A 20,012-nucleotide genomic window follows, 5' to 3' on the forward strand; every position below is an offset into this window, starting at 1 on the left:
GCGAAAATGGATTCCAAACATGAAGAAGCTATTGAATTTTATTAGGCAGCGTTGGTTTATTTCCTTGCTCGGGATCATTGCGCTCGCCTTGCTGATATGGTTTGTTGGCCCGCTGTTTGCCTTCGCCGACTATTCCCCGTTGGAAGCAGAGGAAAACCGCTGGTTTTTAATTATTGGTTTGTTCCTATTCTGGCTGATCGTTCAACTTTGGTTTTATTACAAGAACAAAAAAAAGAATAACCAAGTGATGTCGGCGATGATGGGGACGGCCGAGCCGGGCTTGAGTCCCGATCAACAAGCTTCCATGGATGAACTGCAGACCTTGAAAAAAAGAATGCAGGAAGCGCTCGATATCTTAAAGCAAACCAAACTGGGCGGCGGATTCGATCGGCAATTTCTCTATCAATTGCCGTGGTATATCATCATTGGACCGCCGGGGTCTGGTAAGACGACGCTGCTGAAAAATTCCGATTTAAAATTTCCTTTGTCCGATCGCTACGGTAAAGATGCCATTCGCGGTGTCGGCGGCACGCGTAACTGTGATTGGTGGTTCGCCGATGATGCCGTATTGTTGGATACCGCCGGACGCTATACCACGCAAGACAGCCACGAAACGGTCGATCAGGCTGCTTGGTTGGGTTTTTTGGATTTATTGAAAAAAAATCGCAGCCGCCGCCCCATTAACGGGGTCATTATCGCCGTCAGCGTTGCCGATTTATTGCAGCAAAACTCCGAGCAACAATTGCAGCAAGCCACGGCGATACGCAAACGGATCCAGGAATTGTACGATCGGTTCAATATTCGTTTTCCAGTTTATTTGCTCTTTACTAAATGCGATCTGCTGGCCGGGTTCATGGAATTTTTCGACGACCTCGACCATGAACAACGATCCCAGGTATGGGGCATGACCTTTCCGCTGGACGAACAAGAGCAGCATAATGCCCTGGAACAATTCAACAGCGAATTTCCGTTATTGCAACAAAATCTGCAACGGCAATTGTTATACAAACTAGAGCAGGAGAGGAGCGGGGAACGACGTAATCTGATCTATACCTTTCCGCAGCAATTCAGTTCATTGCAGTCGGTGATCAAGCCTTTCCTGGAAGAAGTGTTCCAGACCAGCCGTTACGCGCATCCGGCCATGTTCCGCGGTATTTATTTTACCAGCGCGACTCAGGAGGGGTCGCCGATCGACCGGATCATGGGGTCGTTAGCCAATAATTTTGGCCTGGATAATCAATTGCAGACCGCCGCCAGCGGGCAGGGCAAAAGTTTTTTTATCAATCGCTTGTTGCGGTCGGTCATTTTTGCCGAATCCGGTCTGGCCGGCACCAACCTGAAATTGGAAAAAAAACGTTTCTGGATGCAACGCGGCGCTTTCGTCGGCCTGGGCGCCGTCGCCGTATTGATGGCTGTTGTCTGGGTCACCAGCTATATGCGCAACCAAGCCTATATTGAGGATGTGGCAGCAAAAACCAGCAATTTGCAAAAGGACATCGAGACTATCGATCCCGAGCAGCCCGACCCATTAGTCGTTCTGCCGTTATTGAATCGTGCCCGCGATTTGCCTGGCGGTTTTGCCGATCAACAACACGGCGCGCCGTGGTCTTTGCGTTTCGGTCTGTATCAAGGGGACAAGCTGGGCGAAGCCGAAGTCTCCTTGTATCACAAATTGTTAAAAAACGTTTTTTTACCCAGACTGTTGTCGCGGCTTGAAAACCAGTTGCAAACCAATACCAACAATAGCGAATATTTATACGAGGCGCTTAAGGCTTATTTAATGATTGCCAGCGCGGAACATTACGATGCGGCGGCGATCGCCAATTGGTTTAAACTGGATTGGAAATATAACCTGCCGCTGGAAGTAACGACACAGCAGCGAAACGATCTCGATCAACATTTACAAGCCCTATTGGCGGTGCGGCCGGCGCCGATGCCCCGGCCTTTGAATGCGGCCCTGATCCAGCAAACGCGCGACTTGTTAATGGATACGCCGGTCGCGCAACGCGTCTATTCACGGCTAAAATTGGAACTGAGTAACAACGATATCGCAGATTTTCGGGTCAGCGAAAAAGCCGGCCGGGATGCGCCGTTGATCCTAATCAGCAAGAGTGGCAAACCGTTGAGTAGCGGTGTTCCGGGGCTCTTTACCTGTGCCGGTTATAAAGAGGTTTTTTTACCTAACAAGGAGCGGCTTATCGATCGGCAAGCGAGTGATAATTGGGTCTTTGGGATAAAGGACGAAAAAACACTTTCCAAGGAAGAATTGAAAGTGTTGCAGGAAGACGTGCTGAAATTATATCTGCAAGACTATATCAAGCATTGGGACGAATTATTGCAGGATATACAGCTCAAACCCTTTACCAGTCAGGTGCAAATGGTCGAAATGCTCAATATCATTTCCGGCGAACACTCACCGATAAAATTATTTTTGCAATCGGTGGATCAGGAAACCAGCATGGCTTGTCTGGCTAAAAAAGAAGATTCCTTGCTGGCCAAAGCCAGCGAAAAGTTCGATAGCGCCAGATCGTCATTAGACCGCATCATGAGCACGACACCGGAAGCCAGGGGCACTGCCGGTACGGAAGTTACCATCAATATGGTGACCGATTATTTCAAAGGGCTGCATGAAATCGTGCTGAGCAAAGACGGCGTCCCTCCGCCACTGGACCGCACCTTGTCGGTCTTGAACGAATTATATGTTTATCTCAATTCGTTGTTGCATGCCAGCGGCGACGAATTGGTGATGGAGCAACGGAAACAAATCGTCCAGGTGATCGAGAAAGTCAAATTGGAAGGTAAGCGAACGCCATTCCCTGTCAGCAGCATGATGGATAGTATCGCCGAAGGTAGCGGTAACCTGGTCAGCGGCGGTATCCGGAAGCATTTGAATGCGATGTGGCGTTCGACCGTTCTTCCTTTTTGCCAGAAAGCCATCCAGGGCTTGTATCCGATCGCTAAAAATTCCCGTGAAATTACCTACGAGGATTTTACTTATTTCTTCGGACCAGGCGGGCTGATGGATGAGTTCTTCAATAAATATCTGGCCGCCTCGGTCGAAAAGGGCGGCAAAAACTGGCGCTGGAATTCTCGTGGCGAAGGCGGTGGCGGCATTTCCTACGGCGCCTTGAAACAGTTCCAGCGGGCCGATAACATCAAGAATATCTTCTTCCGCATGGGTAAACAGGCGCCTACGGTGAGTTTTAAGTTGAAGCCGATTTCAATGAGCCCTTCCATCGTGCAGTTCGTCATGGATGTCGACGGACAGGTTTTGACGTATGCCCATGGGCCGCTCAGACCGGTGGCGATGAAATGGCCGGGGCCGAATAATTCCGGTCAGGTAAGAGTGCAATTGTTACCTCCATTACAAGGTTATTCCGGTCTGTCGAAGGACGGTCCCTGGGCGTTGTTCCGGGTTTTCGATGAAGCGCATATTGCCCGCACTTCCAATCCGGCCATCTTTATCATGACATTCAACATTCAAGGGCGCGAGGTTAAGCTTGAATTACAAGCGAATAGTGCTGTCAATCCTTTTCAATTAAACGACCTGCAATCCTTTCAATGCTTATCGAATCTATAGTTAACGGATATTACGGCAAAGTTCCTACGCATGGAGATTTCGTAAGCAGGGGCTTGCCGGCCAGTTTCATCGATCCCTGGGATGCCTGGCTACAGGAGGCCGTAATAACCAGTCGGCGGCAATTGGGTAATAATTGGCTGGATAGTTACCTGACCAGTCCGATTTATCGTTTTGTGCTTTCTCCAGGTATTTGCGGCGAACATAGCTGGCTGGGAATTTTGATGCCCAGTGTCGATAGGGTGGGGCGCTATTATCCGATGACCATTGGCCTGCTGAATCAACATAACATCAACCCTTTTCTTGCCATGCAACGAGAAGTAACTTGGTTCACCAATGCCGAAACCCTAGCTCTCTCCAGTCTGGCCGATAATTTTAACCTGCAGGAATTCAACGACCAATTGAGCCGGTTGAGCCCCGAAATACTGAATGATAACTGTGTCAACGGTTTCGATGAGGAACCCAGCGAACGTCAGCCCAGTCATCACGCCTGGCAACAGACGTTCGGCAATAAACAAAACATCTGCGATGTTTTACCTTGTTTTTTGGACACACAATTGAAAGAACAATTCTTTGCCTATAGCGTTTGGTGGACGCAAGGCTCAGAACGGGTTGCTCCTTCCTTATTGATTTGCGAAGGTTTGCCGCCTTTCGATGGCATGGCGGCGATGTTCGACGGTAATTGGAAAAAATGGGGATGGGAAGGGAACCGCTATCCTTCTTTGCCGTTTGGAAATCAAGGAAACAATCAACGCAATGCCTAGTACGTCATGGTTATCCTACGGTAGAACCCATATAGGGAAAATTCGAAGTATCAATCAGGATGCATTCGCCAATATACCGGAGAAAAGCCTGTGGGTGGTCGCCGATGGGATGGGAGGACATAAGGATGGAGATTTCGCCAGTCGCGCGATCGTCAAAGCCATGCAGGATCTGGAGCCAACGAAATACATCGGCGCAACAGTCAAACGGATTTATCAACAATTGCATCATGTCAACCAACATCTCCTCGATCATGCGGCGGTTCATGGCGAGAACGACGTCATTGGCAGCACGGTCGCAATATTACTGGCGCATCGTCATCATTGCGTGACGATGTGGTCGGGGGATAGTCGCATTTATCTCTTCAGGCGTGGCATATTGAAGCAAATCACTCGCGACCACAATAATGAGTCCAAACTGTTGGCGGACGGCTATTCCATGGAGGAAATCAAGCAGAATCCCTATGCGCAAACTTTGACGCATGCTATCGGTGGGGAAAGTGAAGTTTTTCTTGATGCTCAAGCATTGGAAGCCTGCCATGACGATATTTTTCTGCTGTGCAGCGATGGGTTGACCAAGGAAGTGGCGGACAGTGAGATCGAAGACATTCTCGGGCAGGCGCCTTACCGGCAGGCGGTCGATCTTTTAATGGATTTGGCTCTTCTGAGGGGAGGACGCGACAATATCACCGTGCTGGTGGTGAAATGTTGTCGCCAAACCGCTTAATTGGTCTATGCTTTGAATAGTTTTGTGAAGAGTTTCAAATTGCTTTTCTGTCGGTGATTGTTGGTGGTAGTATCTGGATAATTGATTATAAGGCTTTGATATTTAAGCTTAATAAATGGTTATTTAATTAAATTCTAATGGTGATGTCGTTGGCCGACCTAAATCTAGAACAATTGCTTCAAGACATTTCAGCGGACGCCCCTTGTGGTGAAAACCTCGAAGAAGATCCGTTATTTTTGCAGCTGGAGGATGCGGCCCGTTTTGTCGAAGAAAGGCAAATGGGGGACTCGATCATTCCCGCCGAGGAACCTGACTGGAAAGTCGTGCGTAAGCTGGCCGTGGAATTGCTGGAGCGCAGTCACGATGTACAAATTGCCATGCATTTAATTTGTGCTTTGGTCAGAATGGAGGGGTTCGCTGGATTGCAGCAAGGGTTGGCACTGATCAAGGGTTGGCTGCAAGACCATTGGGACGAAGTCTATCCATTGCAAGATCCCGAGGACGATTATCCGATTCTACGCATCAATACCTTGTCCGGCTTAAACGATTATCGGTTAATCGTCGGCCCGGTCAATCATCTGCCGTTGACTCAATCGGCCATGGGAAACTTTTCCTGGCGCGAACATGAAATCGCCCATGGAAAAATAACGGTTTCCGGCGAGGAAGAACAACCTGATCCAACCATCATCGATGCGGCATTTAATGATACCGATTTTGACGTGCTCAAATCCTTACAGGACGCTGTTAGACAGTCCCTGGCATTAGTGAAGGAACTGTTGACCATAGTCATCGAAAAAGCGGACACTGTTAATGCCCCGGATTTGTCGGCGTTGACGAATATATTGGGGAGCATCGATGGCTTGTTGACCGAGAAAATCCAGGAAAGGCCGGAAAACGAGGCTATTAGCCAAGCAGTCGAAGGCTCGGGTGAAGAAGGTAGCGTGGCTGCCGGAGAACAACCGGCCATTGCAAAAGCGGTAAAAAAAGAAGGAATCCACAGCCGGGAAGATGTGGTGCGCGCGATCGATGAAATTTGCAAATATTTCGAGCGGTACGAACCGTCCAGCCCCGTACCTTTTTTACTGTTGAGAGCCAAAAAGCTACTGTCGATGAATTTTATCGATATTCTTCGTGACTTGACCCCCGACGCGGTACATCAAGCGGAAAACATCTGCGGAATACAAAACAACGAAGACTAATTTTCTCTTGGAAAATGAAGATAACAACATACAGCAACACTAAATCAGGAGGCCGATAATGGCTAAAGCAAGTAGTCAGAAATTCATCGCCAGGAACCGGGCGCCCAGGGTGCAGATTGAATACGATGTGGAATTGTATGGCGCCGAAAAAACTATTCAATTGCCGTTTGTGATGGGTGTCATGGCGGATTTGTCCGGCAAACCGGCCGATCCGTTACCAGCGGTAGGCGACCGTGATTTTCTCGAAATCGACGTGGATAATTTCGATGACCGCTTAAAAGCGATGAAACCGAGAGTCGCTTTTCAGGTTCCCAATGTGTTGACCGGAGAAGGCAATTTGAGCGTCGATATCACTTTCGAAAACATGGATGATTTTTCTCCTGCGGCCGTCGCCAGTAAGGTCGAGGCTCTGAATAAGCTGCTACAGGCCAGAACTCAACTGGCTAACTTGTTAACCTATATGGACGGCAAAGGCGGCGCGGAAGAATTAATCGCCAAGGCATTGAATGATCCGGCCTTGTTGCAATCGTTGGCTTCTGCGCCTAAGCCGGAAGCGGGTGCCGAGGCTAATGAATCAAGTGACGATAAATCAGAGGAGAGTTAACCATGGCTGAAACAGAAGTCGAAGCTACCGCCGCAGCCGCCGAAGGCGAGGTTCAGGAAAGTCCGGATTTTTCAGCACTGCTGCAAAAAGAATTCAAGCCAAAATCGGATAGAGCAAAGGAAGCGGTCGAAAACGCCGTCAGAACTTTAGCTGAACAAGCATTGGCCGAAACCGCCTTGATTTCAGAGGACGCGGTAAAAACCATCGAATCATTGATCGCCGAAATCGACAAGCGCCTGAGCGATCAGGTCAACTTGATTATGCACCACGAGGACTTCCAGAAACTGGAAGGCAGTTGGAGGGGTATGCATCATTTGGTGAACAATACCGAAACCGATGAAATGTTAAAGATCAAGGTCATGAATATCTCCAAAAAGGATGTTCATAAGACCTTGAAAAAATTTAAGGGGACGGCCTGGGATCAAAGCCCGCTTTTCAAGAAAATTTATGAACATGAATACGGCCAATTCGGCGGTGAGCCGTTCGGTTGTTTGATCGGTGACTATGAATTCGACCATACACCGCCGGACGTCGAATTTCTCAATGGTATCGCCGAAATTTCCGCCTCCGCCCATGTGCCTTTTATTGCTGCGGCAGCACCTCGTTTGATGAATATGGATTCCTGGCAGGAACTGGCCGATCCGCGCGATTTAACCAAGATTTTCCAAACGCCGGAATATGCGAGTTGGCGTTCCCTGCGCGAATCGGAAGATTCCCGTTACATCGGTTTGACCCTGCCGCGTTTTCTATCGCGTTTGCCCTATGGCGCCAATACTGCGCCGGTGGAGGAATTCGATTTTGAAGAAGACGTCGCTCATGCCGACCACAGTAAATACACATGGTCCAATTCGGCCTATGCGATGGGCGTCAATATTAACCGGGCCTTCAAACTTTATGGTTGGTGCTCGAGAATTCGCGGTATCGAATCCGGTGGGGCGGTCGAAGGCCTACCGACCCATACTTTCCCGACCGACGATGGCGGGGTCGATATGAAATGCCCGACCGAAATCGCCATCAGTGACCGGCGTGAAGCGGAACTGGCCAAGAATGGTTTCATGCCGCTGTTGCATAAAAAAAATTCGGATTTCGCGGCCTTCATCGGCGCGCAATCCCTGCAAAAGCCGGCCGAATATGACGACCCCGATGCGACCGCGAACGCCAATCTTGCTGCGCGGCTGCCTTACTTATTCGCCACTTGCCGTTTCGCCCACTACCTGAAATGTATCGTCAGGGACAAGATCGGTTCCTTCAAGGAACGGGACGATATGGAAAAATGGTTGAATAAATGGATTAGCAATTATGTGGAAGCGAATCCGGCGACCGCATCGGAAGAGGACAAAGCTAGAAAACCGTTGGCCGCCGCGGAAGTCGTGGTCGAGGAAGTTGAAGGCAATCCGGGGTATTACACCTCCAAATTCTTCTTGAGGCCTCATTATCAACTCGAAGGGTTAACCGTTTCCTTGCGTTTGGTTTCTAAATTGCCTTCTCAAAAAGGAGGATGACGGAGCGGATAAATCAACGGCGTTATCAATTCAGGAATAACTGGTAAATAAAGGGATGTGAAGTTTATTAATCTTATAATCAAGGTAAATTACGATGGCTACAAGTACATATTTACAGATCGAACCCATTAAAGGCGAATCAACCGATGAGAAACACAAAGATTGGATAGAGGTCGACAGTTACAGCGCTAATGTATCCCAACCGATGTCGGGCCCTAGCGGCACAGGCGGTCGCGCGGCCGCAAGAGCCGATTTCGGCCCCTTTGTCGTCAGCAAAAGCGTGGATAAATCGACGCCTGACCTGAATCAATATTGTGCCCAGGGGAAACATATCGCCAAATTGGTTTTGGAACAAACCCAGGAAACCGGTGAAAAAGTTTGCTACCTCAAATACGAACTTGAAAACGTGATGGTGCAATCGATCAGTCTCAGCGGTGGCGGTTCCTCTCGTCCCCGCGAAAGCGTCACTTTCGTCTACGACAAAATTAAATGGACCTATACTCCGATCAAAAACGATGGCAGTGCCGATACGGCAGTCGGTCCTAAGGGATGGGATCTTGAAACCAACAAAGCGATATAAGAATTTTTCTCCTCAACTGCTTACCGACGGACGACTTACGTCGTTTGCCGGTAGGCAGATGCAAGTAAACAATAACTGAATATACATATGACCGCGGAAGAATCTCTGAAACAGGGCGATATCGATACCGCCTTGCTCGCATTGCAAGAACAGGTAAGAAAACAACCGGCCAACGTCGAGCTGCGTGTGTTTCTATTTCAGCTTCTTGCGGTAATGGGGCAATGGGACAGGGCCTTGACCCAATTAAATGTAGCCGGCGATATGGATGACAGTACCCTGGCGATGGTAACTATGTACCGCCAGGTGATTACTTGCGAACGCCTGCGTGAGCAAGTGTTCATGGGCAACAAGGAGCCGGTGGTGTTCGGCAAGCCTAAAGAATGGGTTGCCTTGTTATTGCAGGCATTGAAATTAACCGCTCAGGGCGAGTACGCAAAATCGCAACAACTCAGAACTCAGGCATTCGATGAGGCCGAGGTCACCTCGGGGATCATCGATGAAAAATCGTTCGCCTGGATTGCAGACAGCGACCCCAGACTGGGGCCTGTCATGGAAGCCATCATCGATGGCCGCTATCTATGGGTGCCTTTTGAAAACCTGAAATCGATCGTGGTCGACGAGCCCGTCGATTTACGCGATGTGATTTGGTTGCCGGCACACTTTACTTGGCAAAATGGCGGGGAAAATTACGGATTAATCCCGGCGCGTTATCCTTTTTCATATCAATACGAGTCATTGCTGGCCCTTTCGCGTAAAACCGAATGGCAGGATTGCGGTGAGGATTTGTTTTTGGGCATAGGGCAAAAAATTTGGGTGACCGATGTCGACGAATATCCCTTGATGGATGTTAGGTCGATACAGTTTAACGCCGGGTTGGATAACGACCAGGAGTCATAGGGTGGCCAGAACGCTACCTAAGGAACGTTTTCTGCCTTCATTGTTGGATCGTTTGACCGACGACGATCCAGTCAATAATTCCATACAGCGACAGAATCAACAAATTCATCGTATCGAGAAAGAACTCATGGAATTGAGTAAACGACAAATGGACGACTCCGAACCGGATTTCCAAAAAAAACACCATCAACTTTTGCAGCAACTGGAGCAACTGCGCTTGCAACAAAATGTGTTGAGTGCGTCACTCAGCTCGTTGAGGGAACTGCGGGCTTGCGTGAAAAGAGACTTGGACTGGTTGCTGAATGCCAGTCAATATTCGCCGCAACAGGAGCTGGAAGGCTATCCGGAAATAGCGCGATCGGTCCTTAATTATGGCTTGCCGGATTTAACCGGAAAAACCGTTTCCGGTTTCGATATCCGCCATTTAGAGCGCTTATTGAAGCAAGTGATAATCGATTTCGAGCCACGTATCATTAAGAAGACCTTGGTCATCAGAATACTAGCCGATAAGAGTATGTTCGACCATAATGCCGTCACCTTTGAAATCGAAGGCGAACTGTGGGCCGAACCTCAACCTTTGCATTTGCATTTGCGTACCGAATTCGAACTGGAAAGCGGCAATGTTTCGGTGTATGACTACCGCCAAACCGGGGCCAAGCGATGAATCCCAAGTTTCTTGAGCATTACAATCGAGAGCTCCAGTTCATTCGCGAAATGGGGGGCGAATTCGCCAAACGTTATCCGAAGATAGCCGCCGGCTTGGACCTGGGGGGAACCGAATGCGCCGATCCTTATGTTGAAAGGTTATTGGAAAGCTTCGCCTTTTTGACTGCCCGAGTGCAGTTGAAAATGGAAGCGGAATTTCCCCGTTTCACTCAACATTTGCTGGAAATCGTTTATCCGCATTATTTGGCGCCGTTACCCTCGATGACCGTTGTCGAGATACGCCCGGATTTACAGGGAGGCATCAGCGAAGAAGGCTTTCAACTGCCTAGGCACACCCGCTTATTCAGCAATACGGGGGCCAAAGGCCGCAGCAAATGCGAATTTCAAACGGCCCATGAATTAACGCTGTGGCCAGTCAAGCTTAAAGAGGCCTCTTATTTGCCATTGGGCGAAGCCTTGCGATATGCCGGTTCTTCAGTGAAAGGCGTCAAAGCCGGTTTGTGCTTGAAACTGCAAACGGTGTTGGAAATCGGCTTCCATGAAATGCAGATCGACCATCTGCCTTTTTATCTGCATGGTACCGGTGCGTTGCCGGGAGAATTGTATGAATTAATTATCGGCCATGGCGCCGCGGTCGTCATCAAGGACAAAACGGCGGATGGGAAAACGCACGTTTTGCATAAGTCCTGCATCGAGTCACTAGGCTTTGGTGAAAACGAGGCGCTATTGCCTTATACGGCGGCCTCCTTTCAGGGCTATCGTTTGTTGCAGGAATATTTTGCATTACCGCAGCGTTTTCTGTTTTTCCAATTGCGGCAATTAAATTCGGCTTTGCAGTGTTGCCGAGGCGACGAAGTCGAAATCGTGATTCTTCTCGACAGCGCCAAGGATGAATTGGAAGACGTTATCAGCAGTGATCATTTCAAGTTGAATTGCACGCCGGCGATTAATCTTTTTCCCAAACGCACCGACCGGATCCATCTCGACCAATACAGCAGTGAGCATCACTTGGTCATCGATCGAACCCGGCCGCAAGACTTCGAGGTATTCAGCATTTTGGAAGTCGCCGGTTACGGGGCCGGTTCGAAAAACGAACAAATTTTTCGGCCGTTTTATTCGGACCGTCAGGACTCCGGAATACAGGGAGATTTCGCTTATTATACCGTCAGGCGGCAGCCGACCCTCGAAGCGGCGCAAAGCGGCATAGGTAAGTTAAAAACGGATTATGTCGGCAGCGAATTGTTCTTGTCCCTGGTCGATGCCGGCGAATTGCCTTATCGAACCGATCTACGCCAGTTAGGGGTGAGGACCTTGTGTACTAATCGTTCCTTGCCTAAGCTCATGTTGGTCGGCGAGGGCAAGTCTGATTTTACTTGGGAAATCAGTGCGCCGATAGAGTCGATCCATTGCCTGGCGGGACCGACCGACCCCAAGCCGTCCCATGCCGAAGGAAGCCATGCCTGGCGTTTGATCAACCATTTGACGCTGAATTATTTGAGCCTGATCAATAACGACAGCCGTCAAGGCGCTACGGCATTACGGGATTTGCTCAGGTTGTACGGCGATTTCAGCGAACCCGCCATCGCCAAACAGATCGAGGGGTTATTGACCGTGCACAGTCGATCGGTGACGATGCGAGTGCCTATCAAGGGACCTATGACATTCGGTCGCGGTGTGGAGATCAGCGTTAATTTCGACGAATCCTCGTTCGTTGGCGGCAGTTGTTTTTTACTGGGCGCGATACTGGAGCGATTTTTTTGCAAATATGTATCGATCAACAGTTTCACTCAAGTAGTCATTAAAACCCGAGAACGTGGCGAGATTATGCGATGGCCGGTCAGAACAGGCACCCGAACTTTGATTTAGAACCGCTCGATCAGTTGCGGCAAGCGCCTTATAAATTCGATTTTTATCAGGCCTTGCGGCTGATGGAGTGCCTGAATAAAAAGAAACCGCGCTTGGGGTATTCGGCCAAACCGGCCGACGATCTTGTTCGCCTGGGGCAAAAGCCCAGTATGCAGTTCGCGCCGTCGATGCTGGCTTCTTTCAAGCTCGATGGCAAACGGGCGGCCGTATTGAAAGTATTTTTTTTCGGCGTGTTCGGCCCCAACGGTCCATTGCCTTTGCATTTGACCGAGTATGCCCGAAGCCGGATACGGCACGCCAAAGACGAGACCTTCGCCGAATTCGCCGATTTGTTTCACCACCGTCTGCTAAGCTTGTTTTATCGTGCCTGGGCCGATAAAGAACCGACCGTGCAATTGGACCGGCCGGATCATGACCGTTTCAGTTTTTATGTCGGATCGCTGACCGGCATGGCGGAACCATCGCTGCGTAAACGCGATGAAATTTCGGATCATACCAAACTGCATTTTGCGGCACATTTAGCGTGTCATTGCCGGCATGCCGAAGGTCTTCAGGTCATATTGCAAGACTATTTTCAAGTACCGGTACGACTGGATGAATTCGTCGGCGAATGGCTGGATATGCCCGCTGACAGTTATTGTTTTCTTGATCAGGATGAAACGACCGGACAATTGGGCGTTTCGACGGTGATCGGAACGCGCAGTTGGCAATGCCAACATAAATTCCGTATTACCATCGGGCCATTAACGTTAGAGCAATATGAAAAAATGCTGCCGAACGGGGAAAATTTGACTAAGCTTCATGGCCTGGTCAGGAACTATGTCGGTTTTGAATTGACTTGGGATGTTAACCTGGTTTTAAAAGCCGCCGAAGTCCCTTCGCTACAACTTGGTGGCCATGGCAGGCTCGGCTGGACAAGCTGGCTGCAAGCTGGTAAAAGACAACAAGCGGTGAATGATTTGTTTCTCAACATGGAGCGGATGGTATGACAGAAATTAGCCGAACAGCGTTGTTTGGAAAACTCAATAACGTGGCTTACAAAGGCATCGAAAGCGCTACGGTGTTTTGTAAGATGCGCGGCAATGCCTATGTTGAGCTGGTACATTGGCTGCATCAAATCCTGCAATTACAGGATTCCGACCTTCACCGCATTATTAAACGCTTCGAATTGAACCCTTCCCATCTGGCCCGTGATTTTACCGATTCCCTGGATCGTTTGCCCGCCGGGGCGACCGCTATTTCCGATCTGTCCGCGCATGTCGAACAGGCCGTTGAGCAAGGTTGGCTGTATGCCAGCTTGATGTATGGCAGCAATCAGGTGCGCAGCGGCCATTTGATCGTCGGTATCGTCAAAACACCGGATCTGCGCAATAACTTATATGCCATCTCCGGTCAGTTCAAAAAGATCAATACCGATACGCTGCTGGATGAATTCGATAAGATCGTTTCCGGTTCTCCCGAAGATAATTTGTCTGCCCATGACGGCAGCGCGCTTGCCGGCAATGCTGCTCCCGGCGAATATTCGGGCGCCATGCCGCCGGCGCAAATGGGCAAACAGGCTGCTTTACAACAGTTTTCGGTAGATCTGACCGAGGCCGCCCGCAAGGGCGATCTCGATCCGATCGTCGGCCGAGATGACGAAATTCGTCAAGTCATCGACATTTTGATGCGCCGCCGGCAAAACAACCCGATTTTGACCGGCGAGGCCGGCGTCGGCAAGACAGCCGTGGTCGAAGGCTTTGCCCAACGTATTGCCGCCGGCGATGTGCCGCCGCCGTTGCAAAATGTCAGCATCCGCACGTTGGACCTGGGCTTGCTGCAAGCCGGCGCCAGCATGAAGGGCGAATTCGAAAACCGGCTGCGCCAGGTGATCGAGGAAGTCCAAGCCTCGGAAAAACCGATCATTTTGTTCATCGACGAAGCGCATACCTTGATCGGCGCCGGCGGGGCGGCCGGCACCGGCGATGCCGCCAATCTGCTCAAGCCGGCCTTGGCCAGAGGGTCATTGCGCACGGTTGCCGCGACCACTTGGGCCGAGTACAAGAAACATTTCGAGAAAGACCCCGCCTTGACCCGCCGTTTCCAGGTCGTCAAGGTCGACGAGCCGAGCGAAGACAAGGCTCTGATGATGATGCGCGGCGTCGCGGCCGTCATGGAAAAGCATCATCAGGTATTATTGCTCGATGAGGCGTTGGAGGATTCCGTCAAATTGTCGCACCGTTATATTCCCGACCGGCAGTTGCCGGATAAATCGGTCAGTGTGCTGGATACTGCCTGCGCCCGGGTCGCGATCAGTCAATCGGCCGTGCCGGCGAAAGTCGATGACTGTCGCCGTCGTATCGAGGCGCTCAAGGTGGAAGCCGGGATTATCGAGCGGGAAAGTGCGGTCGGTATCGAGATCAAGGATCGCAAGGAAGTTGTCGATTCCAAGCTGCAGGAGGAACAGCAGCGCCTGGAACAACTGGAGCAACGCTGGCAGCAAGAAAAGGAAGTCGTCGAACAGATTTTGCAGTTGCGCGCCCAACTGAGAGGGGAAACCGTCGTCGACACTTCCCCCGAACAGGGCGAAAGTGCCGACGAGGAGAATGCCCCCTCAACGGATTCCGCTGTGGAAATTCAGCCAGAAGAATTGAAACAGCAGCTCAAAGATTTGCAGGTCAAATTAAATGACCTGCAAGGGGAGCAGCCGCTGATGTTCCCAACCGTCGACGGCCAGGCGATTTCTTCGGTCATTGCCGATTGGACCGGTATCCCGGTAGGACGCATGGTGAAAAATGAGATCGAGGCCATCCTGCAGTTGGGCGATACGCTGAACAAACGCGTCATCGGCCAGCGCCATGCCTTGGATATGATCGCGAGACGGGTACAGACTTCCCGCGCCAGTTTGGACAATCCTGGCAAGCCGATCGGTGTATTCCTGTTGTGCGGCCCGTCCGGGGTCGGTAAAACCGAAACCGGCCTGGCCTTGGCGGAAGCCCTGTATGGCGGCGAGGAAAACATCATCACCATTAACATGAGCGAATACCAGGAAGCGCATACCGTTTCGACCCTGAAAGGTTCTCCCCCGGGGTATGTGGGCTACGGAGAAGGCGGTATTTTGACCGAGGCGGTCCGGCGTCGTCCCTATAGCGTGATTCTGTTAGACGAGGTGGAAAAAGCCCATCCGGATGTGCACGAGATATTCTTCCAGGTTTTCGACAAAGGCTGGATGGAAGACGCCGAGGGTCGTTTTATCGACTTCAAGAATACGATCATCCTGCTGACCTCCAATGCCGGTACCGACCTGATCATGAATTTGTGCAAGGACCCCGACTTAATGCCGGATGCCGAGGGCATCGCCAAGGCCTTGCGCGAACCGTTGCTGAAAATATTCCCGGCCGCGTTATTGGGTAGATTGGTGACAATACCTTATTATCCGCTTAGCGACGAAATGCTGAAAGCCATTATCAAGTTGCAATTGAGCAGAATCGAAAAACGCGTCAAGGCCAACCACGGTATTCCGTTCACTTACGACGAGGCCGTCATACAATTGATCGCGGACCGTTGCAACGAACTCGAGAGTGGCGCCAGGGTGGTCGACGCCATTTTGACCAACACCGTCTTGCCGACCGTCAGCCAGGAATTTTTGACTAAAATGATGACAGGAGAACCGTTATCGGCCATTAGAATCGAAGTCGAGAACGGCGAGTTCAGTTATCGCTTCGAATAACTTACACAGTGAACGGACCCGTTTATGTCAGTCACCCAACAAAATCGTGAAATCGAATTCATCACCCCGCTCGGGCCTGATGCCTTATTGCTGCGCGATGTCACGGTAACGGAAGAACTCGGGCGTCTGTTCACCATCAATGTCGAGCTCGGCAGTAGCGAGAATATAAATTTCGAAGATTTACTGGGCCAGAACGTTTCCATCCGTCTGAATCTGCTCAATGGCGGCGAACGTTATTTCAACGGCTTCGTCACCTCCCTGTCCCAGGGGGTCAATGAAGGCCGTTTTACCCGCTACCACGCGACCATCCATCCCTGGTTATGGTTTTTGACCCGCACCTCCGATTGCCGCATTTTCCAAAACAAGACCGTTCCGGACATTATCAAGCAGGTCTGCAAAGACCTGGGTTTTACCGATATTGTCGACCGTTTGAGCGGCACTTATCGAACGTGGGAATATTGTGTGCAATACCGGGAGACGGATTTTAATTTCGTCAGCCGCTTGATGGAACAGGAGGGTATTTATTATTATTTCGTGCACGAAGAGGGAAAGCACAGCTTATATCTCGCCGACAATTTGAGCTCGCATGATTCCATTGAGGGCTACGAACAAATCCCGTATTACCCACCGGACCAAGTGGCGGTAAGGGAAGAGGAATGTATCAATGGCTGGTATCTGAATAAAAAAATACAGCCGGGCGCCTATGTGTTGAACGATTTCGATTTCGTCAAACCGAAAGCCGATCTCAAGGTCAATTCCACGGTTGCCAGGCAACATAGCGAGGCCAGCTATGAAATCTACGATTATCCGGGCGAATATGTCGAAAGCGGAGACGGCAATAATTATGTTCGCACCCGCATCGAAGAATTGCATTCTCAATATGAACAGGCTCAAGGCCAGAGCATCGTGCGCGGCATGCTTTGCGGCGGATTGTTTACCCTGACCGACTATCCGCGTGAAGATCAAAACCGCGAGTACTTGTTGGCCTCGGTCACCCACAGTATCCATGCCGATAGTTTCGAAGCCGGATCGGAAGGAGGGGGCACTGCCTACAGCAACAGTTTTTCGGTGATCGAGAGCAACACGCCTTATCGCAGCGCACGGGTCACTCCCAAGCCTATCGTTCAAGGTCCACAGACGGCAATCGTGGTTGGGCCATCCGGCGAGGAAATCTATACCGACGAACATAGCCGGGTCAAACTGCAATTTCACTGGGACCGTTACGGCCAATCCGACGAAAACTCCTCCTGCTGGGTCCGCGTCTCACAATTATGGGCCGGAAAAACCTGGGGCGGTATCCATATACCCCGCATCGGCCAGGAAGTCATCGTCGAATTTCTGGAGGGCGACCCCGATCGTCCCATCGTCACCGGACGTGTCTATAACGGCGAACAAACGCCGCCTTACGAATTACCGGCCAACAAAACCCAAAGCGGCATCAAGAGCCGCAGCTCCAAGGGCGGCGCTGCCGCCAATTTCAACGAAATCCGCTTCGAGGACAAGAAGGGCGAGGAGCAGGTTTATATCCATGCCGAAAAAAATCAAGACAACATCGTTGAAAATGACGAAACAACGTCGGTAGGGCATGATCGCAGCGAGGATGTCGGCAACGACGAGACTATTCACATCGGCAACAATCGCACGGAAACGGTCGATGTCGACGAATCGATCACGATAGGCAATAACCGCACGGAGCAGGTCGGCTCCAATGAAAATATCACGATCGGCGTCAACCGTACCGAAAGTGTCGGCAGCAACGAAACCATTTCGATCGGCAGTAATCGTACCGTCACCATCGGCAGCAACAAAACCGAAACGGTCGCTATCAACAAGGCCGAAACCATCGGTGCCGCCAAGGAACTGACCATCGGCGCTGCCTATGCGGTCTCCGTGGGCGCGGCGATGACCGAAAGTGTCGGCGCCTCGAAATCGCAACAAGTGGGGGCAAGCAAATCGACCACGGTGGGTGACGATGTTAGCGAAACTTATGGCGCCAACCAGAGCGTGTCGGTCAGTAAGGATTTATCGGAAAACATTGGCCAGAACCAAACCACTAAAGTTGGCAAGAACCTGGTGATCGATGCGGGTGATCAGGTTGTAATCAAAACAGGCTCAGCTAGCATTACCATGAAAAAAGATGGAACCATACAAATTATCGGAAAAGATATTTTAATAAAAGGTTCGGCAAAAATTGATGTTAAGGCATCAAACAATATAACGATGAAAGGGCAGAAAATTCTGCAAAACTAATCCGAGCGCACGAAATTTTCCAATCGTGTATTCAAGAGGATCTCAATGCAAACCGAGCTAGAAAATAAAACAAATGAACTGCGGCAGAAAATCGATGGCGTTGTCATAGGTCTGTTGTTGAGCATCGATCCTCAAGGTCAGCCGTTGGTCGCGTTTCCGGGCAATCCGGAGGAAACTGCAGTTCCGGCCCGGACCACAACTCAGATGCAGAGCGAGGACGTCGGTTGCGAGGTCGCTTTGATGTTCGAAGGAGGAGACCCGCGACTGCCGTTGATTATCGGCAAAATCCAGCATGCGGCAGTCGAAAAAAGCCCTGAAGAAGAGCATTCGGCACTTGCCGAGTTGGACGGAGAGAGCATCGTACTCTCGGCGCGGCAGAATATCACGCTGAAATGCGGCAAGGCCAGCATCACGCTGACCAAGGCGGGAAAAGTGATTCTGCGTGGAGCGTATCTATTAAGCCGTTCCTCGGGGGTTAACCGCATCAAAGGCGGTTCCGTGCAAATCAATTAAAATAGGTTAGGCGCGCGATAGCGTACCCAACAATTTAACGGCAGAAATATATGGATCTTCTCAATTCCACAGGCATGCAGGCGGGATATACGATGGGCATGAGGCCCGACGGTCGGGAATTGCTGGTGGTAGCCGTGAAGGGAACTTTCACGATTCCGAAACAGGGCGAGCAAGTCAAACTCGCCGATGAGCAACGCCCCTTGATTGAGGCCGACACCTTTACCGGCGAACCAGGGTTCTCCGCTCCGCTTTATGAAGTCGATTATGCGCCGGTCAAGCAATATTGTGACGTGTTATTGAACGGCAGTGCTTATGCGCCGAAGGGTCACCCAGCCAACAAGGTTCAGGTAGGCTTGAAACTAGGCGCCCTGGTCAAAACTTTCGTCGTGACTGGAAATAGATGTTGGGAATCCGGTATCACTATTTCCCCAGGCATGCCGGCCGATTTTACCGTGATGCCGATCAGTTACGATGTCGCTTTCGGCGGCCAGGACAATTTCCATGAAGACAAGGAAAAGCACAGCGCTTACATGCCGAATCCGATAGGCAAGGGGTATCACAAACAGTTAAGTAACGACTTAGTCAACGGCACGCCGATGCCCAATACCGAAGAAATCGATAAACCGATTCAAGTCCCCAATGACAAGTACAGACCGATGGCGTTCGGGCCTATAGGCCGGGGCTGGGCCGAACGGTTGCAATATGCCGGAACCTACGATCAAGACTGGATCGACAATACCTTTCCGTTCCTGCCCGCCGATTTCAACGAACTGTATTACCAGTCCGCTCCAGCGGATCAACGGATCCCTTATCCACAAGGCGGCGAGGAAGTCGTCATGGTTAATCTGACTCCGGAAGGACGTACCGCTTTCAATCTGCCGACCATCGGCGTGCCGGTGGTGTTTTTCCGCAAAAAAGGCGAACGACATGAAACCAAGGCCGTCATCGATACCATCGTCATCGAGCCGGATCAGGGGATTTTCACGATGACCTGGCGCGCCAGCCTGCCGCTTAAAAAGAACATCTTCGAGATCCCCCAGGTATTGGCGGGCAACATGTCGCGCGCTTGGTGGCGGGCGCGAGAATTAGGCAAGACCTATTATCCATCGCTGGACCATTTAGCCAAGGCTAATCGGGCGGAAGAGGAAGAAGACATTTGAT

The 20,012-nt window shown here is 50.6% G+C and carries 15 protein-coding genes; all 15 read left to right on the forward strand.

Translation table 11 applies throughout. The features are described from left to right. Window positions 1-19 precede the first annotated feature (19 nt). The 15 genes from tssM (at window position 20) to EP25_RS0102270 (ending at window position 20,011) form a co-directional block, all read left to right on the forward strand. On the forward strand, window positions 20-3,580 hold the full coding sequence (gene tssM, locus EP25_RS0102200) for a type VI secretion system membrane subunit TssM (RefSeq protein ID WP_084190926.1): 3,561 nt from the start codon (window positions 20-22) through the stop codon (window positions 3,578-3,580). After that, a complete protein-coding gene (gene tagF, locus EP25_RS0102205) occupies window positions 3,562-4,341 on the forward strand; it encodes a type VI secretion system-associated protein TagF (protein WP_051906330.1) in 780 nt (259 codons plus the stop codon). Before tssM ends, tagF begins: the two co-directional genes overlap by 19 nt. Next, window positions 4,334-5,065, forward strand: a complete 732-nt coding sequence (locus EP25_RS0102210; RefSeq protein ID WP_031432403.1) for a PP2C family protein-serine/threonine phosphatase — start codon at window positions 4,334-4,336, stop codon at window positions 5,063-5,065. Before tagF ends, EP25_RS0102210 begins: the two co-directional genes overlap by 8 nt. Window positions 5,066-5,214: 149 nt before the next feature. After that, window positions 5,215-6,264, forward strand: a complete 1,050-nt coding sequence (tssA, locus tag EP25_RS0102215) for a type VI secretion system protein TssA (RefSeq protein ID WP_235185805.1) — start codon at window positions 5,215-5,217, stop codon at window positions 6,262-6,264. Between the two features lie 58 nt (window positions 6,265-6,322). After that, window positions 6,323-6,868: a type VI secretion system contractile sheath small subunit gene (gene tssB / locus EP25_RS0102220; RefSeq protein WP_031432405.1), complete on the forward strand. Its 546-nt coding sequence runs from the start codon at window positions 6,323-6,325 to the stop codon at window positions 6,866-6,868. Between the two features lie 2 nt (window positions 6,869-6,870). Continuing rightward, window positions 6,871-8,370 (forward strand): type VI secretion system contractile sheath large subunit, encoded by a 1,500-nt coding sequence (gene tssC / locus EP25_RS0102225; RefSeq protein ID WP_031432406.1) that lies wholly within the window; start codon window positions 6,871-6,873, stop codon window positions 8,368-8,370. A gap of 94 nt (window positions 8,371-8,464) precedes the next feature. Further along, window positions 8,465-8,950 carry an Hcp family type VI secretion system effector gene (locus EP25_RS0102230; protein ID WP_031432407.1) on the forward strand — a complete coding sequence of 162 codons (486 nt, stop codon included), beginning with the start codon at window positions 8,465-8,467 and terminating at the stop codon, window positions 8,948-8,950. An 87-nt stretch (window positions 8,951-9,037) separates the two neighbouring features. Next, window positions 9,038-9,847: a type VI secretion system accessory protein TagJ gene (locus EP25_RS0102235; protein WP_031432408.1), complete on the forward strand. Its 810-nt coding sequence runs from the start codon at window positions 9,038-9,040 to the stop codon at window positions 9,845-9,847. A 1-nt stretch (window position 9,848) separates the two neighbouring features. Continuing rightward, window positions 9,849-10,511, forward strand: coding sequence for a type VI secretion system baseplate subunit TssE (gene tssE / locus EP25_RS0102240; protein WP_051906332.1), 663 nt, complete (start codon window positions 9,849-9,851; stop codon window positions 10,509-10,511). After that, the gene (tssF, locus tag EP25_RS0102245) at window positions 10,508-12,379 is read left to right on the forward strand and encodes a type VI secretion system baseplate subunit TssF (RefSeq protein ID WP_031432410.1); all 1,872 of its coding nucleotides are present in this window, start codon (window positions 10,508-10,510) and stop codon (window positions 12,377-12,379) included. Before tssE ends, tssF begins: the two co-directional genes overlap by 4 nt. Further along, window positions 12,343-13,368, forward strand: coding sequence for a type VI secretion system baseplate subunit TssG (gene tssG, locus EP25_RS0102250; protein WP_031432411.1), 1,026 nt, complete (start codon window positions 12,343-12,345; stop codon window positions 13,366-13,368). Before tssF ends, tssG begins: the two co-directional genes overlap by 37 nt. Beyond that, window positions 13,365-16,088, forward strand: coding sequence for a type VI secretion system ATPase TssH (gene tssH, locus EP25_RS0102255; RefSeq protein ID WP_031432412.1), 2,724 nt, complete (start codon window positions 13,365-13,367; stop codon window positions 16,086-16,088). Before tssG ends, tssH begins: the two co-directional genes overlap by 4 nt. 24 nt (window positions 16,089-16,112) lie before the next feature. Then, window positions 16,113-18,338 (forward strand): type VI secretion system Vgr family protein, encoded by a 2,226-nt coding sequence (locus EP25_RS0102260; protein WP_031432413.1) that lies wholly within the window; start codon window positions 16,113-16,115, stop codon window positions 18,336-18,338. A gap of 45 nt (window positions 18,339-18,383) precedes the next feature. Continuing rightward, window positions 18,384-18,851, forward strand: coding sequence for a DUF6484 domain-containing protein (locus tag EP25_RS0102265; protein ID WP_051906333.1), 468 nt, complete (start codon window positions 18,384-18,386; stop codon window positions 18,849-18,851). Window positions 18,852-18,901: 50 nt separating this feature from the next. Beyond that, window positions 18,902-20,011 (forward strand): DUF2169 family type VI secretion system accessory protein, encoded by a 1,110-nt coding sequence (locus tag EP25_RS0102270; protein WP_031432415.1) that lies wholly within the window; start codon window positions 18,902-18,904, stop codon window positions 20,009-20,011. The last annotated feature ends 1 nt before the right edge of the window (window position 20,012 follow it).

It is taken from the genome of Methylomarinum vadi, from assembly GCF_000733935.1.
In the GTDB taxonomy this organism is placed as follows: Bacteria; Pseudomonadota; Gammaproteobacteria; order Methylococcales; family Methylomonadaceae; genus Methylomarinum; species Methylomarinum vadi.

Bases quoted from the DNA above. Each gene is read 5' to 3' on its own strand.
- tssH (WP_031432412.1), top strand. From the start codon at position 13,365: ATGACAGAAATTAGCCGAACAGCGTTGTTTGGAAAACTCAATAACGTG.
- tssB (WP_031432405.1), top strand. From the start codon at position 6,323: ATGGCTAAAGCAAGTAGTCAGAAATTCATCGCCAGGAACCGGGCGCCC.
- EP25_RS0102230 (WP_031432407.1), top strand. From the start codon at position 8,465: ATGGCTACAAGTACATATTTACAGATCGAACCCATTAAAGGCGAATCA.
- tssC (WP_031432406.1), top strand. From the start codon at position 6,871: ATGGCTGAAACAGAAGTCGAAGCTACCGCCGCAGCCGCCGAAGGCGAG.
- EP25_RS0102210 (WP_031432403.1), top strand. From the start codon at position 4,334: ATGCCTAGTACGTCATGGTTATCCTACGGTAGAACCCATATAGGGAAA.
- EP25_RS0102265 (WP_051906333.1), top strand. From the start codon at position 18,384: ATGCAAACCGAGCTAGAAAATAAAACAAATGAACTGCGGCAGAAAATC.
- tssF (WP_031432410.1), top strand. From the start codon at position 10,508: ATGAATCCCAAGTTTCTTGAGCATTACAATCGAGAGCTCCAGTTCATT.
- EP25_RS0102235 (WP_031432408.1), top strand. From the start codon at position 9,038: ATGACCGCGGAAGAATCTCTGAAACAGGGCGATATCGATACCGCCTTG.
- EP25_RS0102270 (WP_031432415.1), top strand. From the start codon at position 18,902: ATGGATCTTCTCAATTCCACAGGCATGCAGGCGGGATATACGATGGGC.
- EP25_RS0102260 (WP_031432413.1), top strand. From the start codon at position 16,113: ATGTCAGTCACCCAACAAAATCGTGAAATCGAATTCATCACCCCGCTC.
- tssM (WP_084190926.1), top strand. From the start codon at position 20: ATGAAGAAGCTATTGAATTTTATTAGGCAGCGTTGGTTTATTTCCTTG.
- tagF (WP_051906330.1), top strand. From the start codon at position 3,562: ATGCTTATCGAATCTATAGTTAACGGATATTACGGCAAAGTTCCTACG.
- tssG (WP_031432411.1), top strand. From the start codon at position 12,343: ATGGCCGGTCAGAACAGGCACCCGAACTTTGATTTAGAACCGCTCGAT.